The following is a 12,644-nucleotide window of genomic DNA, read 5'->3' as shown; positions in this document are numbered from 1 at the left end:
CTGTTTTGTCAATCTGCTATCGTTCGCAAATGTCAGCAGAGATTGCTCAGGTCCCAAAAGGGCCGCCGCGAAAACGCACCAACGATCCCGAAGGCCTGCGCAACAAGGTGCTCGATGTCGCCGAAGCGTCGTTCCAGGCGCGCGGCTACAATGCATCCAGCTTCGCTGACCTGATGGCTACCGCCGGTGTCACCGGCGGCGCGCTGCATCACCATTTCCCCACCAAGAAGGCGCTCGCCTTGGCGGTGATCGAGGAGCGGGTGGCTGCCGCCCTGGAGGAGACCTGGATCGGTCCGGTAAGGGCGGCTGATACGGCGCGCGAAGGCGTGCGCGCAGTCTTCGAGGCGGTGGCGGCTGAATTGGAGCAGCAGGGCTTCGTTCGCGGCTGTCCGCTCAACAATCTGGCGCATGAATTGTCGCTCGCCGATTCGGATTTCCGTGCCGCCCTTGCACGAATCTTCGCCGAATGGCGTCAGGCGATCGCCGACAAGATCAGGGCCGATCAGCAGGCGGGAAGGGAGCAAGGCACCGATCCCGACCGCTTTGCGGCCCTCGCCGTCGCCGCCTATTCCGGCGCCATGTCGATGGCCAAGACGGCGCAGGATGCTGCCGTATTGCGCGATTGCCTGGCCGAACTTGAGGGCAGCCCAACGCCGCCATTCCCGAGCAGAGCGAAGCGGCGTCGCAGGATTCTGCTACGGCCGGGAAAACCTTGAGGCCAGACCAGCGCTGTTCTAGTTGGCAAGCGGTTTGATCGTCGTGTAACCGTTCACCGATTCCGCGCTGGTGCCTTCATCGTAGCGCCGCGCGAGTGCCGCTTGCAGATCGGGGGCATAGAGCGCGGTGAATGTGTCCAGCGTCTCGCCAGAGCCGTTCTTGAAGGTCTCCTTGACCGCCAGTACGTTGTATTTGCAACCGCCGACGCTGAACGTCTCCTTGCCCTTGACGACCAGGCTCAGCGTCTTGGTGCTCTTCGGCTGCTTGTTCGGCGACAGCTCAACGAATTCAATCGTGCTCTTTGCCCCCGTCTTCAGCGGAAACAGTTTTCGCAGATCGGAAAACGGGATCATGGCCACCCGGCCGGTGTCGCTGTCGCGAAACACTTCGACCAGGCCGCCGAACAGGAACTGTGTCTGCGGCGATTGCGATTCGTAAGTGTTGGCGACGGAGACCATGCCGCCAGCCACCGGCCGGAACTCGCTACGGATGCCGGGCATTTCCAGAACGAAACCGGCCTTGGCCGATTTTGCGTCGACGCAATCGGCGGCATGCACCGCACCCGCCGGCAGCAACCCGGCCAGCACCATGCCTATCGAAGCACCTTTCATGAAGTCCTCCTCTGCCCGCGCAATGTGCACCGGCGCGGAAAAAATGCCAGCGCCACGGTGCGGTGTCGACCTGCCATGCGTGGCAACTGGACGGCGGGGCGCCGGTTGTGCTGAAACTCACACCATGAATCGCATCTCGACCCGGCGCAAATTCCTCGCACAGGCAGCCGGCGTTGCCATGGCTGGCATGATGCCGCGCGCCGCTCTCGGCCAGACCGGAAAGCGTATCCAGCCGATCGACGCCACCTTCTTGTTCATCGCCGATGTCCATGCCTGTCGCATGGCGAGCGGCCTGAGCCCCAATTGCCTGCAGGAAGGCAAGACCGATGCCGCGCTGTTGCGCAATGTCGCGGCCCTCAATGGCTTGGCCGACCGGCAATGGCCGGCCGAGATCGATGGTGTTGCGACCGGCCTGCGTTCGGCCGGCAGCCGCATCGGCGCGCCACTCGGCCTCGTCGTCGGCGGCGACATCACCGACGATGGCGGCGGCCAGATCACAGAACCCAGCGAAGGCACGCAGCTCTTGCAGTTCAGCCAGCGCTACAGCCAGGGCATCGGCCCGGACCGTGTGCACATGCCAGTCTATGTCGGGCTGGGCAACCACGATCTCGACCAGAACGGCTCGCCGCCGCATGTCGACTGGTACCGGCGTGAATTGCGCGACTATGTCGAGGTCAACCACCGCCCGGGCGTGTTCTTCAAACCGCCAGTGCCGGCCACCGAATACGATGTCGACACCGACTGCTATTCCTGGGATTGGGGCGGCCTGCATCTGGTCCAGACGCATCGATTTGCCGGCGACACCGGCCACGGCGCGGTGAGCAGCCTGCCATGGCTGAAGCAGGATCTGGCAACCTACGCCGCGGACGGCCGTCCCGTCATCCTGTTCCAGCACTATGGCTGGGATACTTTTTCGGTCGAGCGCTGGGATCCGGCCAAGCGCACCTATGACGATGACGGCTCAGGCGCGCCGCACTGGTGGAGCGAGGCCGACCGGCAGGCGCTGCTTGCAGCGCTGAAAGGCTACAACGTCATCGCCATCTTCCATGGCCACCAGCACGAAGTGCCGATGATCTACAACAGCGACGGTCTCGACCTGTTCAAGCCGAAGGCCGCCTATATGGGTGGCTTTGCGCTGGCGAAAGTAACCGGCGAGGCCATGGATGTGGTGCTGGGCGAGGCCACCGGTGACCATGGCGAGGTCAAGTTCAACAACGCCTTCAGCAAGAAACTGACCTTCTGACAGCGCGCACGAAAAAGGCGGCCTAGGGCCGCCTTCTTCGTTGGCTGCAAAGATCGGATCAGAGTGCTTTCTTTACCTTGTCCTTCACGTCGCCGTAGGCCTTCTGCACCTTGCCAGCGATCTTGTCGGCCGTGCCTTCGGCCTGGGTCTGCCTGTTGCCGGTCGCCTTGCCGGCAGCCTGCTTGACCGAACCCTTGATCTGCTTTGCCACGCCGGCGACCTGATCCTTGTTCACCATCTTTGCATCTCCTGGGATTTTATTTGCAGGGGGCAAACGGGCAGGCGTGGCTTAGGTTCCCTGGACAGCAAATCATCGTCGCATTGGTTGCCTATCTGGTCGCCTGGATGCTTGCCGCCATCGTATGAGCGGCTAGTGTGACGAAAATTTTGGGGGAGACCGTCTTGGCCGAATTCACGCTCATCATCGCCAACAAATGCTTTTCATCCTGGTCGCTGAGGCCATGGGTGGCGATGAAGCATCTGGAGATACCGTTCGAGGAAGGCTTCGTGCGCCTGCGCACGCCCGAGACCTTTGGCAATCTGGCGAAAGTGTCGCCGACAGGCCTCGTGCCGATCCTGAATCACAATGGCAGGATCGTCTGGGAAACCCTTGCCATCCTTGAATATCTGGCCGATCTGTTTCCGGAGAAAAACCTCTGGCCGCAGGATATCGGCGCTCGTGCCTTGGCCCGTTCGGTGGCGACCGAGATGCATTCCGGCTTTCGCGAGGTGCGCTATGGCTGGCCGATGAATCTGCGCCGGCCCAAGGGGCACAAGCCGCTCGACGCCGAAGGCGAACTGCAGCGGGCACGTATCGAGACGATCTGGCGCCAGTGCCGGGAACAATATGGCAAGGGCGGCCCCTTCCTGTTCGGCCATTTCACCGCGGCCGATGCCATGTACGCGCCGGTCGTTACCCGATTCGACACCTATGGTGGCGAACTGGCGACCGACACACGCTCCTATGTCGATGCGGTGCTGGCAACGCCGGCAATGCGGCACTGGTATGCGGAAGCGGCGAAGGAGACGTGGCCGGAACCCGGCCCCGACGAATAGGTCGACAGATGGTCGACTGACGACATCCCCTGGGGAGGGACCGATGGCCAGCAATGACGGACCGAGCGAAACCAAGGAGCCATCACTGCCGGCTGATCCCGCCTCGGCCGGACTTCGCCTTCACCATGACGGAGGAGGAGAGGGAACTGATGGGCCGGCACGCCGACTATCTGCGTGGCAAGCTGCGCGAGGGCACCATGATTTTGGCCGGCCCGGTCGCCGACCCGGCCGGCCCTTGGGGTCTGCTGATCCTGCGTGTTGGGAGCGAAGCCGAGGCGAGGGCGGTGACCGACGGCGATCCGGTGTCGAGCTCGGGCCGTGGTTTCCACTACGAGATCCTGCCGCTGATCAGCGCGATCCTGTAGCCTGGGACTGTTGAAGCGAGTTGCTTTCCGTACGGAAGCGCGTCAATTACCCGGGAGAAAGCTTGAACCCCGGCCCATACAAGAACGCCTCTCGCAACGTATAGTGTGCGGGAGGCGTCCTGTTGCCAGCATTCTGAGATTGCTCTCTGTACTGCTGACACCATAAAAATGCGCCGACTTGGGAATGGTTCCGCGCCCGGTGTATTTTTTTTTTTTACGCCCGCCTTCGGCTGTGCCGGCTCGCCAGTTGAGGCGTCACGGCTCGGCATCCCCAGGTTGAATTCTGGCCGCGGGAAAACCAGAAATTGACTCGGTGCCAAAAGAAGTCTACAAGACACATGTCGATATTTGTTTGACCGACTTTTGTTATCCGCGCACGCATGCGCGCCTTTGACGAACTTCCCCATCAAAAATCGAGACAAACGCTGTTGTGCAGTCGCACAATGGTGAACGAATATTTGCCAGGGAAAGGGTTCTTCATGGCCACCGGCACAGTGAAATGGTTCAACGCCACCAAAGGTTTTGGTTTTATTCAGCCTGACGACGGCTCCGCCGACGTTTTCGTCCACATCTCGGCCGTAGAGCGCGCCGGCATGCGTGACATCGTCGAGGGTCAGAAGCTTGGCTACGAGATGACCCGCGACAACAAGTCGGGCAAGATGTCCGCCGACCAGTTGAAGGCGGCCTGATACGAAATTCGGCCTTCCGGTGACCACGGATGTACTGGCACCGGTGAAAGGCTGAAAGGAGTGCCTTGCGCATCCAACTGGATGCGCGGCGCTTCCATGGAAGGTCAGGCGGTGCCTGGCCTTTTTCATTTTGCGTGTCATGCCGCTAAAAGTGCGCTGCACGCCGGCCGGAACGTGCTAAGGGACGCTCCAGCAATCTGAACCGCCCGTATTGCCCCGATGCCGTACTGCTTTGGTCGTGACGACCGGTCTCGCTCTATCGGCATCAGGCTCCCGACAGGAGAAAGTTTTGACCACTCAATCGAAGACCGCCGACCAGGCCGGCTCGCTGTTCAGCAAGACGCAAACCCAGTCGATGTCGCTCAACCGCATCCTGTCCGAGCGTGATGCCATCAGCGAGGCACGCGAAGCCAAGACCGCACGCTTGCGCGAACTGCGCAAGGAAAAGGAAGCCGACGAAATGGCAGCGGCCGCCGCCCTTGCGGCGCTGCCGAAGCGGGCAGGTAAACGTTGATGGCCACCAAGCGCGTACCGCCTACACCGATCGATGCCGATTCGACCATTGCGTCCATGGTCGAAGGCCTGGACAAGCCGGTCGAATATGTCCGCCGCGTGCTGGAAAAACTCGAGCGCTGCAAGCGCGCGCATGGCGATGCCCAGGTGCGCGTCGGCGTGCGCGGCCGCGCCGAAGCCCCGAACTACCTGATCGAATATGTCCGCGAGGACAAAAAGACCCTTGAGCGGGTGACCTACCAGGATGCCGCCTACAGCGGCAGCACGCATCGCGAGCTGGCGGCACACCACATCGCCGAGGCCAGGAACTGGTCGCCCGAGGAAATGAACATCACGGCGGTCTCGGCGCTGATCGGCCGCTTGCGCAATCCGCGCGCACCATCATCGCGTTTTTCCGACGAGGACTGACATGGCCATAAAATTCTCTGCCAAGGACCAGCCGGCAGCGACGGCTGCCGCTGCAAAGCCGGCCAAGCCCGCTGCCGCGCCGAAGGCCACGGAGGCCGCGACCGACCTGTTCAAGTCGCCGGCGGACGCGCCGAAGGGCAAGGCAGGCAAGAAGAAATAGCGCCTTGCCGCAAGCTGCCGGTCATCCCGCCATCGCGCCCGCCGACCTGACTGGCGCCGCAGACTTTTCGTCTGGCGATGAGGACGCGGCCGCAATCTTCGATTGTCAGAGCTGCGGCGCCTGCTGTTCCTACTCCGCCGAATGGCCACGCTTCTCGATGGAAGAGGATGCGCAGCTCGATCGAATCCCGGAAAAATTTGTGGCGGCCAACCTGTCCGGCATGCGTTGCGAGGGCGTGCGCTGTACGGCGCTGACCGGCGAGGTCGGCAAGCACACGGCCTGCGGCATTTACGAGGTCCGCCCCGACGTCTGCCGCGCCTGCATGCCCGGCGGCGACGATTGCCTGATGGCGCGCAAGGCACACGGGATGGCGCTTATTAATCTCCCCCTTGAGGGGGAAGGCGACAGAGGGGGTCGCCGCGCGTGAAGCGCCGGCGTCGTTCGCGACGAGAGGGCGTCGGCGCTCTATGCGAGACGAGCCCCTCTGGCCGCTTCGCGGCCATCTCCTCCTCGAGGGGGGAGAATACGCTCGCTTGCCTCACCTCACATCACCCGATAGCTTTCGATGCGGGCGGGGCGTTGGAGGATCCATGAGCATCGAATTCCTGTTGACGTCGCTGATCGTCGTGGCTTCGCCCGGCACCGGCGTTCTCTACACGCTGAGCGCCGGGCTTTCGCGCGGCGTGCGCGCCTCGATCATTGCCGCATTCGGCTGCACGCTCGGCATCATCCCGCACATGGCCGCCGCCATCACCGGCCTGGCGGCGCTGCTGCACACGAGCGCTGTTGCCTTCGAGACCCTAAAGTATCTCGGGGTTGCCTATCTCCTCTACATGGCCTGGAACACGCTGAAGGAGAAGGGCGGTTTGAGCGTCGACGAAAACGCAGCGCCCCGCTCGGCCGCCAAGGTCGTCGCCTCCGGCATTCTGATCAACATTCTCAACCCGAAACTGTCGATCTTCTTCTTTGCCTTCCTGCCGCAATTCGTCAGCACCACCGAACCAAACGCATTCTCGAAGATGCTCGAGCTCTCGAGCGTCTTCATGCTTTTGACCTTCGTCGTGTTTGTCGCTTACGGCATCTTCGCGGCCTCGATCCGCAGCCACGTCGTGTCACGGCCGATGGTGCTGACCTGGATGCGCCGCACCTTCGCCGGCGCCTTCGTCATGCTCGGCGCCAAGCTGGCGCTGGCCGATCGGTAGAGCTGGAACTGCCAGCCCCTCGGCCTAAAGCACCTCGTCGTTTTCGGACCGGGTCCGGATGCCGAGGCGCCAGGCCGAGGGTGGAACACCGATCATCTTCTTGAAGGCGCGGCTGAACGCCGCCTCGGATTCATAGCCGATTTCGGCCGCGATGCTGGCCATGTTGCTGTTGCCGGCGCTGAGCAGTTCCGAGGCGATCTGCATGCGCCATTTGGCGAGATAGTGCATTGGCGGCATGCCGACCAGCCTGGAGAAGCGTTCGGCGAGAACCGTGCGCGACAGCGCGCAGTCCTTCGCCAGCGCCTCCACCGTCCAGTTGTGCGCCGGCCGGTCGTGGATCAGCGCCAGCGCCTTCGCCAGATGCGGATCGCGCAGGCCCGCCAGCCAGCCCGTGTGCTGCGGCGGCAGCGATTCCACGTAACGGCGCAGCACGTCGACGAACATCAGTTCGCTGAGCTTGGTCAGCATCGTTTCACTGCCGGCGCGCTTTTCCGCCACTTCCGTGACAGCCAGCTTGATGAACTGGCCGAGCCAGCCGCCATCGCCTTTCGCGTCTCCGGCCTTGATCACCGGCGGCAATGCCTCGAGCAGGGGATTGAACGGCTGCGCGTCGCAGGCGAGGTAGCCGCAGACCAGCCTGGCCGACATCGCGCCGTCCCCGGCGCAATTGATGTAAAACGGCATCCGGCCGGCGGTCGCGATGTCGAGCACGTCGGCCGTCGGCGGATCGGCACGCAGCGCCGGATTGCTCGACATGATGTGCGGGTCGCTCCGGGTGAAGACCACGACCTCGCCGGCCTCCAGCGCGATCGCTTCCTGGCCGACGATGCGGGCGAAGCAGCGGCCGGCGGTCACCACATGGTAGGAGATCAGATGGTCCGCGCCGGGCAGAATCTTCGGCAAGATCGATGATGGCGCCGGCGAGCAGACGGCCCACGGCTCGTGGCCTTCAATGTCGAAAAAGGTCGCGCCGGTAAGACGTACCGTCCTCAACAGGTCAGACAGAGCATCCCCGGCCATTCCGTTTCGTCCCGCACCCATCCGGCAAGCCGGCCGGACATCCCTTTCCAGTTCCGGACGCGCTGTCAAGCAAGGCGGACGCCGCATCATTCAGTTCACAGGCGAAACTCCTAAACCTCCGCCGGTGCTCAAGCGCTGCCGAAAGCAGGCGCTGAGCGCTGTCGAAACCAACCAAGGACAAAAGTCATGACGGTACATAGAGGCGGGTGTTTTTGCGGCGTCGTGGAGATCGAAGTGCACGGAACCGCCGAGGCAATGGGCTATTGCCACTGCAGTTCCTGCCGATCCTGGTCGGCATCTCCGGTGAATGCCTTCACGCTGTGGAAGCCGGAGAACGTCAAGGTTACCAAGGGCGCGGAGTTCCTGTCCGGCTTCGAGAAAACCGAAATGAGCGATCGCCAGTTCTGCACGAAATGCGGAGGCCACCTGATGACCGCCCATCCGCCGCTCGGCCTCGTCGACGTCTACGCGGCGACGATTCCCGGCGTGAAATTCACGCCTGGGCTTCACGTCAACTATGCCGAGACCGTGCTGCCGATGAAGGACGGTTTGCCCAAGCTGCGAGATTTTCCGGCGGAACTCGGCGGCTCCGGCATCGCCGTGCCGGAGTAAGGCCACCGCGGTTCGCCATTTTGACAACGACTATTCAAGACAGGAGATAATCCATGGAAATCGCAACATTTCGCGCCACGCAGGAGCCGATCAAGGATCTCTACCGCAGGGATGCGCAGGCTGCGTTTCTCACCTTGAAGGCCAAGGGCGTCGCCGACGCATCCACCGTGACTTGCAAGGTCGAGACCGGGCGTGGGCTGGCACTTGCCGGCATCCATCCGATGGCCGGTGGCAGCGGCCAGGAACTCTGCTCCGGCGACATGCTGCTGGAGGCGCTGATCGCCTGCGCCGGCGTCTCGATGCGGGCGGCCGCGGCCGTGCTCGACATTCCGATCAGGTCGGCTGAGGTCTCCGCGGAAGGCGACGTCGATCTTCGCGGTACGCTGGGTGTCACCGAAGGCGTGCCGGTCGGCTTCAAGGAGATACGCCTGCGGTTCGATATCGACACCGAGGCTTCGCAGAACCAGCTTGACCAGCTGCTTGAACTCACCGACCGCTACTGCGTGATCTTCCAGACCATCCAGAACAGCCCCAAGACCACGGTGAAGCTGCAAAAGGTCGGGCAGTGACGAAATAGCAGCCCGGAATCTCTGCCCCGCCGGGCGAGATTCCGGCGTTGATCCGCATGCGATCCCGCATCGGGCGCGGCGCTACCCCTTCACATAGCCCATCGCCTCGACGATCTGCCCATCTGCGACGCGCATCAGGTTGACGCCGCGGATGGAGTTGCCGTCGGCCATGAAATAGCGCCAGCGGATCGTTGCCCGTTCACCGGAGACAAACGTTTCCTCGAGGTCGAAGCGCGTGCCGGGCTGGGTGGCGATTGCCGATCATAGGGCGACGCATGCCTCTTTGCCGGCATGCCGGGCGCCGTCCGGCGCCGGCACCGTGTTTTCGATGACGCAGTCCTCGGCGACCAGTTCGCCGAGCGCCGAGGGATCGTGCAACTGGAACACATCGTTGAAGCGCTGCATGATTTCGGCTGTCTGCCTGGACTGGTCGTCCGGATGAATGCCGGTGATGGTACGGATGCTCCGGGCAACATGGCCGTCCTGGCCGAGGATGAAGGTCAGCGTCATTGAGAAGCAGCCGGCATGGGCTGCCGCGATCAATTCTTCCGGGTTGGTGCCTGGACCGTTTTCAAAGCGCGACGGAAAGGAATAAGCGCCTTCGAAGACGCCGCTGCCCAGCCGCAGCCGGCCGCCGCCTTCCTTCAGCGTCCCTTGCCACTCTGCCAGGGCTTCACGGATTGTCATGGTCGTTCTCCTGGGATCGAGGTTGAAAATGATGAGCGGGCAAACGGGTCAGGCGCCGTCGATGACGACCTTCCCGAACACGTCGCCCTGCTGGAAGTAGCGGTAAGCATCGCCGGCTTCGGGGAACGGGAAGACCTTGTCGATGACGGGCTTCAGGCGATGCTGCGAGACGGCGCGCAGCATTGCTTCGAGGTTCGTCCGGCTGCCGACGAACAGGCGGCTGATGGTGACGAGGCTGCGCTGATAAAGCGCTGCCGGCATCTCGATCGATCTGCCTTTGGCGTCCTGCAGCGTCAGCTGCACGATGTGCCCATAAAGCGTGCTGGCAATCAGCGACTGCGCGAAGGTGGCCGGGCCGCCGGTTTCAACGACCAGGTCGATGCCGCCTGTCTGTTCGCGCACCCAGCCGCCCCATTCCGCCGTGTCGGTGCTGGAGACCAGGTCGGCACCCAGCGCTCGCAGCCTGTCGGCCTTCTCGGCGCGCGATGTGACAGCCACGACGCGGCAACCGGCGAGCTTGGCGAACTGCAGCGCAAACAGCGCGACGCCACCCGAACCGATGACCAGAACCCATTGACCTGGTTTGAGAATTCCGGGACCCGTCACTGCATTCCAGGCTGTCACGCCGGCGCAGGTCAGCGTCGCCCCCTCATGCCAGCTTAGATGGTCGGGCAACCTGACCGCCCATTGCTCATCGAGCACGGCATATTCCGCCAGCATGCCGTCCAGCGTGCAGCCGAGCTGGTCGATCAGCCCAGCATTGATGCGGCCGTCGATCCAGCGGGCGAAATAACTGCCGGTGACACGGTCGCCGATGGCAAAGCGAGTGACCTGATCGCCAATAGCGACGACCTCACCGGCGCCGTCGCTGAGCGGCACGACTCCCGGGCGCGGCGTCAGCGGATAGGTTCCGCCCAGGATCATCGTGTCGCGGCGGTTGAGCGAGGTGGCACGAACGCGGATCACAATCTCATGCGGTTTCGGTTCTGGCGGAGCCTCGTCCCGCATCGCCAAGGAATCGGCCCCGCCGGATCCTTCGAGACGGTAGCTGCGCATGTCGCTCTCCAGAAATATGTAGACTGATCTACATATTATGTAGACCGGTTGTCATATTTTGCGCAAGGCCTATAATGGCCGCTCCTGACAGAGGCTGACATGGCAAACGACACTCGCACCCGCATACTCGAGACGACGGCGCTGCTGCTCAGGCAGCGCGGCTATCACGGCACTTCGCTCAACGATATCTTGAGCGCCAGTGCTGCACCGCGCGGCTCGCTCTACTTCCATTTTCCTGGCGGCAAGGACCAGTTGGTCATCGAGGTGACACGCGACAGCGTCGCCGACGTGACGAAGAGGCTGGGCGAGGCGCTTGCCGCCGAGAGCGACCCGGCGGTGGCCGTCCACCACATCTATCAGTCGGTAGGACGCATGCTGGAGGAAAACGAGTTTTCACTGGGCTGTCCGATCGCGCCTGTGGTGCTGGATTCGCCGACCGACGTGCCGGAACTGGCGGAACTTTGCCGATCGGCTTTCGAGCAATGGATAGGTCTTCTGCAACAGGCCTTTGTCAGAGCAGGGGTGACCGAGCGCCGCGCGCATGCCCTGGCGCTGCTGGTCGAATCCTCGCTGGAAGGGCTGATGGTGATCGCGCGGGCCACCCGCGACCGCTCGGCGCTGGCTGTCGTCGCCGACGAGGTCGCGGCTCTCGTCAAAGGCGCTGTGCTGACTGGAGGAGAGACGCAGCGACGTGCGGATGCCGCCGTCTGAACCTCGCTAGCCAACCTAAACGCAGAAAGGGCGCCTTTCGGCGCCCTTTCCGTATCTGAAGGCTGATAGGGTTTGGATTAGAAATCCATGCCGCCACTCAAGCCCGCTTGCGGGCTTTAGCAACTTTAGCTCATGGGCGTGCTTTATGGACTTCTTAGAAGTCCATGCTGCCACTCAAGCCCGCTTGCGGGCTTGAGCAATTTTAGCTCATGGGCGTGCTTTATGGACTTCTTAGAAGTCCATGCCGCCACTCAAGCCCGCTTGCGGGCTTGAGCAATTTTAGCTCATGGGCGTGCTTTATGGACTTCTTAGAAGTCCATGCCGCCCATGCCGCCCATGCCGCCGCCGCCCATGCCGCCAGGCATGCCGCCGCCAGCCGACTCCTTCTTCGGAGCCTCCGCGATCATGGCTTCGGTGGTGACGAGCAGGCCGGCGACCGAAGCCGCGTCCTGGAGAGCCGTGCGAACGACCTTGACCGGGTCGACGATGCCCATGGCGATCATGTCGCCATACTCGCCGGTCTGGGCGTTGTAGCCGTAGGTCGCGCCCTTGTTGTCGAGGATCTTGCCGGCAACGATCGAAGCTTCCGCACCGGCGTTCGAGGCGATCTGGCGGGCCGGAGCCTGCAGAGCACGACGAACGATGTTGATGCCGGCAGCCTGGTCGGCATTGACGCCGGCAGCCTTGATGTTGGCCGAAGCGCGCAGCAGGGCGACGCCACCACCAGCAACGATGCCTTCTTCCACGGCCGCGCGGGTCGCGTTGAGGGCGTCATCGACGCGGTCCTTCTTTTCCTTGACTTCGACTTCCGTCGCGCCGCCGACGCGGATCACCGCAACGCCGCCCGCCAGCTTGGCGAGACGTTCCTGCAGCTTTTCCTTGTCGTAGTCCGACGTGGTCTCTTCGATCTGCTGCTTGATCTGGGCAACGCGGCCCTGGATCTCGGCCTTCTTGCCGGCGCCGTCGACGATGGTGGTGTTCTCCTTGGAGATCGACACCTTCTTGGCGCGGCCGAGCATGTTGAG

Annotated in this window: 20 protein-coding genes; 13 read left to right on the top strand and 7 right to left on the bottom strand. The window is 62.9% G+C overall.

Annotated features, from left to right (window positions below):
* The first annotated feature begins 29 nt into the window (after positions 1 to 29).
* Positions 30 to 716, top strand: a complete 687-nt coding sequence (locus AC04SG_RS23335; RefSeq protein ID WP_488552963.1) for an LmrA/YxaF family transcription factor — start codon at positions 30 to 32, stop codon at positions 714 to 716.
* An 18-nt stretch (positions 717 to 734) separates the two neighbouring features.
* Here AC04SG_RS23335 and AC04SG_RS23330 read toward each other — a convergent pair whose 3' ends face one another.
* Positions 735 to 1,328 (bottom strand): hypothetical protein, encoded by a 594-nt coding sequence (locus tag AC04SG_RS23330; protein ID WP_488552962.1) that lies wholly within the window; start codon positions 1,326 to 1,328, stop codon positions 735 to 737.
* A 124-nt stretch (positions 1,329 to 1,452) separates the two neighbouring features.
* Here AC04SG_RS23330 and AC04SG_RS23325 point away from each other — a divergent pair, with 124 nt between their 5' ends.
* On the top strand, positions 1,453 to 2,571 hold the full coding sequence (locus tag AC04SG_RS23325) for a metallophosphoesterase (protein ID WP_488552961.1): 1,119 nt from the start codon (positions 1,453 to 1,455) through the stop codon (positions 2,569 to 2,571).
* Positions 2,572 to 2,629: 58 nt separating this feature from the next.
* On the opposite strand, the gene AC04SG_RS23320 is transcribed toward AC04SG_RS23325, so the two are convergent.
* The gene (locus tag AC04SG_RS23320; protein ID WP_142867047.1) at positions 2,630 to 2,809 is read right to left on the bottom strand and encodes a CsbD family protein; all 180 of its coding nucleotides are present in this window, start codon (positions 2,807 to 2,809) and stop codon (positions 2,630 to 2,632) included.
* A gap of 164 nt (positions 2,810 to 2,973) precedes the next feature.
* Here AC04SG_RS23320 and AC04SG_RS23315 point away from each other — a divergent pair, with 164 nt between their 5' ends.
* The 8 genes from AC04SG_RS23315 to AC04SG_RS23280 all read left to right on the top strand — a co-directional run bounded on the left by AC04SG_RS23315 (position 2,974) and on the right by AC04SG_RS23280 (position 6,964).
* Entirely contained in the window at positions 2,974 to 3,627 is a 654-nt protein-coding gene (locus AC04SG_RS23315) for a glutathione S-transferase family protein (protein ID WP_488552960.1), read from the top strand.
* A gap of 53 nt (positions 3,628 to 3,680) precedes the next feature.
* Positions 3,681 to 3,992 carry a YciI family protein gene (locus AC04SG_RS23310; protein WP_488552959.1) on the top strand — a complete coding sequence of 104 codons (312 nt, stop codon included), beginning with the start codon at positions 3,681 to 3,683 and terminating at the stop codon, positions 3,990 to 3,992.
* 479 nt (positions 3,993 to 4,471) lie between these two features.
* The gene (locus tag AC04SG_RS23305) at positions 4,472 to 4,681 is read left to right on the top strand and encodes a cold-shock protein (RefSeq protein WP_023671502.1); all 210 of its coding nucleotides are present in this window, start codon (positions 4,472 to 4,474) and stop codon (positions 4,679 to 4,681) included.
* A 289-nt stretch (positions 4,682 to 4,970) separates the two neighbouring features.
* A complete protein-coding gene (locus AC04SG_RS23300; RefSeq protein ID WP_488552958.1) occupies positions 4,971 to 5,195 on the top strand; it encodes a hypothetical protein in 225 nt (74 codons plus the stop codon).
* Positions 5,195 to 5,602 carry a hypothetical protein gene (locus tag AC04SG_RS23295; protein WP_192252739.1) on the top strand — a complete coding sequence of 136 codons (408 nt, stop codon included), beginning with the start codon at positions 5,195 to 5,197 and terminating at the stop codon, positions 5,600 to 5,602. The genes AC04SG_RS23300 and AC04SG_RS23295 overlap by 1 nt, the downstream gene beginning before the upstream one ends.
* A 1-nt stretch (position 5,603) precedes the next feature.
* Positions 5,604 to 5,762, top strand: a complete 159-nt coding sequence (locus AC04SG_RS23290; RefSeq protein WP_488552957.1) for a hypothetical protein — start codon at positions 5,604 to 5,606, stop codon at positions 5,760 to 5,762.
* 4 nt (positions 5,763 to 5,766) lie between these two features.
* Positions 5,767 to 6,189 carry a YkgJ family cysteine cluster protein gene (locus tag AC04SG_RS23285; RefSeq protein ID WP_488552956.1) on the top strand — a complete coding sequence of 141 codons (423 nt, stop codon included), beginning with the start codon at positions 5,767 to 5,769 and terminating at the stop codon, positions 6,187 to 6,189.
* A gap of 163 nt (positions 6,190 to 6,352) precedes the next feature.
* Entirely contained in the window at positions 6,353 to 6,964 is a 612-nt protein-coding gene (locus AC04SG_RS23280) for a LysE family translocator (RefSeq protein ID WP_488552955.1), read from the top strand.
* Between the two features lie 24 nt (positions 6,965 to 6,988).
* Here the strand turns inward: AC04SG_RS23280 and AC04SG_RS23275 are convergent, their stop codons facing one another.
* A complete protein-coding gene (locus AC04SG_RS23275) occupies positions 6,989 to 7,984 on the bottom strand; it encodes an AraC family transcriptional regulator (protein ID WP_488552954.1) in 996 nt (331 codons plus the stop codon).
* 186 nt (positions 7,985 to 8,170) lie between these two features.
* On the opposite strand from AC04SG_RS23275, the gene AC04SG_RS23270 reads away from it, so the two are divergent.
* Both AC04SG_RS23270 and AC04SG_RS23265 read left to right on the top strand, forming a co-directional pair.
* Positions 8,171 to 8,596 (top strand): GFA family protein, encoded by a 426-nt coding sequence (locus tag AC04SG_RS23270; protein WP_488552953.1) that lies wholly within the window; start codon positions 8,171 to 8,173, stop codon positions 8,594 to 8,596.
* A gap of 53 nt (positions 8,597 to 8,649) precedes the next feature.
* A complete protein-coding gene (locus AC04SG_RS23265; protein ID WP_192252757.1) occupies positions 8,650 to 9,165 on the top strand; it encodes an OsmC family protein in 516 nt (171 codons plus the stop codon).
* A gap of 81 nt (positions 9,166 to 9,246) precedes the next feature.
* On the opposite strand, the gene AC04SG_RS23260 is transcribed toward AC04SG_RS23265, so the two are convergent.
* From AC04SG_RS23260 to AC04SG_RS23250, 3 genes are read right to left on the bottom strand one after another with little or no spacing between them, the layout of a single operon-like run.
* Positions 9,247 to 9,420: a nuclear transport factor 2 family protein gene (locus AC04SG_RS23260; RefSeq protein WP_488553032.1), complete on the bottom strand. Its 174-nt coding sequence runs from the start codon at positions 9,418 to 9,420 to the stop codon at positions 9,247 to 9,249.
* Between the two features lie 6 nt (positions 9,421 to 9,426).
* Complete coding sequence (locus AC04SG_RS23255) at positions 9,427 to 9,852, bottom strand: OsmC family peroxiredoxin (protein ID WP_488552952.1); 426 nt, start codon at positions 9,850 to 9,852, stop codon at positions 9,427 to 9,429.
* A 48-nt stretch (positions 9,853 to 9,900) separates the two neighbouring features.
* On the bottom strand, positions 9,901 to 10,908 hold the full coding sequence (locus AC04SG_RS23250; RefSeq protein WP_488552951.1) for a zinc-dependent alcohol dehydrogenase family protein: 1,008 nt from the start codon (positions 10,906 to 10,908) through the stop codon (positions 9,901 to 9,903).
* A gap of 99 nt (positions 10,909 to 11,007) precedes the next feature.
* Between AC04SG_RS23250 and AC04SG_RS23245 the strand changes: the two genes are divergently transcribed.
* Positions 11,008 to 11,619, top strand: coding sequence for a TetR/AcrR family transcriptional regulator (locus AC04SG_RS23245; RefSeq protein WP_477352045.1), 612 nt, complete (start codon positions 11,008 to 11,010; stop codon positions 11,617 to 11,619).
* A 308-nt stretch (positions 11,620 to 11,927) separates the two neighbouring features.
* Here the strand turns inward: AC04SG_RS23245 and AC04SG_RS23240 are convergent.
* Positions 11,928 to 12,644: TCP-1/cpn60 chaperonin family protein (locus tag AC04SG_RS23240; protein WP_488552950.1), on the bottom strand; the 717-nt coding region annotated here is incomplete at its 5' end.

It is taken from the genome of Mesorhizobium sp. CNPSo 4684 (assembly GCF_057784315.1).
Note: the sequence above shows the minus strand (reverse complement) of the source record. Positions and strands in the feature narration are given on the sequence as shown.

Bases quoted from the DNA above. Each gene is read 5' to 3' on its own strand.
- AC04SG_RS23335 (WP_488552963.1), top strand. From the start codon at position 30: ATGTCAGCAGAGATTGCTCAGGTCCCAAAAGGGCCGCCGCGAAAACGC.
- AC04SG_RS23330 (WP_488552962.1), bottom strand. From the start codon at position 1,328: ATGAAAGGTGCTTCGATAGGCATGGTGCTGGCCGGGTTGCTGCCGGCG.
- AC04SG_RS23325 (WP_488552961.1), top strand. From the start codon at position 1,453: ATGAATCGCATCTCGACCCGGCGCAAATTCCTCGCACAGGCAGCCGGC.
- AC04SG_RS23320 (WP_142867047.1), bottom strand. From the start codon at position 2,809: ATGGTGAACAAGGATCAGGTCGCCGGCGTGGCAAAGCAGATCAAGGGT.
- AC04SG_RS23310 (WP_488552959.1), top strand. From the start codon at position 3,681: ATGACGGACCGAGCGAAACCAAGGAGCCATCACTGCCGGCTGATCCCG.
- AC04SG_RS23305 (WP_023671502.1), top strand. From the start codon at position 4,472: ATGGCCACCGGCACAGTGAAATGGTTCAACGCCACCAAAGGTTTTGGT.
- AC04SG_RS23295 (WP_192252739.1), top strand. From the start codon at position 5,195: ATGGCCACCAAGCGCGTACCGCCTACACCGATCGATGCCGATTCGACC.
- AC04SG_RS23290 (WP_488552957.1), top strand. From the start codon at position 5,604: ATGGCCATAAAATTCTCTGCCAAGGACCAGCCGGCAGCGACGGCTGCC.
- AC04SG_RS23280 (WP_488552955.1), top strand. From the start codon at position 6,353: ATGAGCATCGAATTCCTGTTGACGTCGCTGATCGTCGTGGCTTCGCCC.
- AC04SG_RS23275 (WP_488552954.1), bottom strand. From the start codon at position 7,984: ATGGCCGGGGATGCTCTGTCTGACCTGTTGAGGACGGTACGTCTTACC.
- AC04SG_RS23270 (WP_488552953.1), top strand. From the start codon at position 8,171: ATGACGGTACATAGAGGCGGGTGTTTTTGCGGCGTCGTGGAGATCGAA.
- AC04SG_RS23265 (WP_192252757.1), top strand. From the start codon at position 8,650: ATGGAAATCGCAACATTTCGCGCCACGCAGGAGCCGATCAAGGATCTC.
- AC04SG_RS23255 (WP_488552952.1), bottom strand. From the start codon at position 9,852: ATGACAATCCGTGAAGCCCTGGCAGAGTGGCAAGGGACGCTGAAGGAA.
- AC04SG_RS23250 (WP_488552951.1), bottom strand. From the start codon at position 10,908: ATGCGCAGCTACCGTCTCGAAGGATCCGGCGGGGCCGATTCCTTGGCG.
- AC04SG_RS23245 (WP_477352045.1), top strand. From the start codon at position 11,008: ATGGCAAACGACACTCGCACCCGCATACTCGAGACGACGGCGCTGCTG.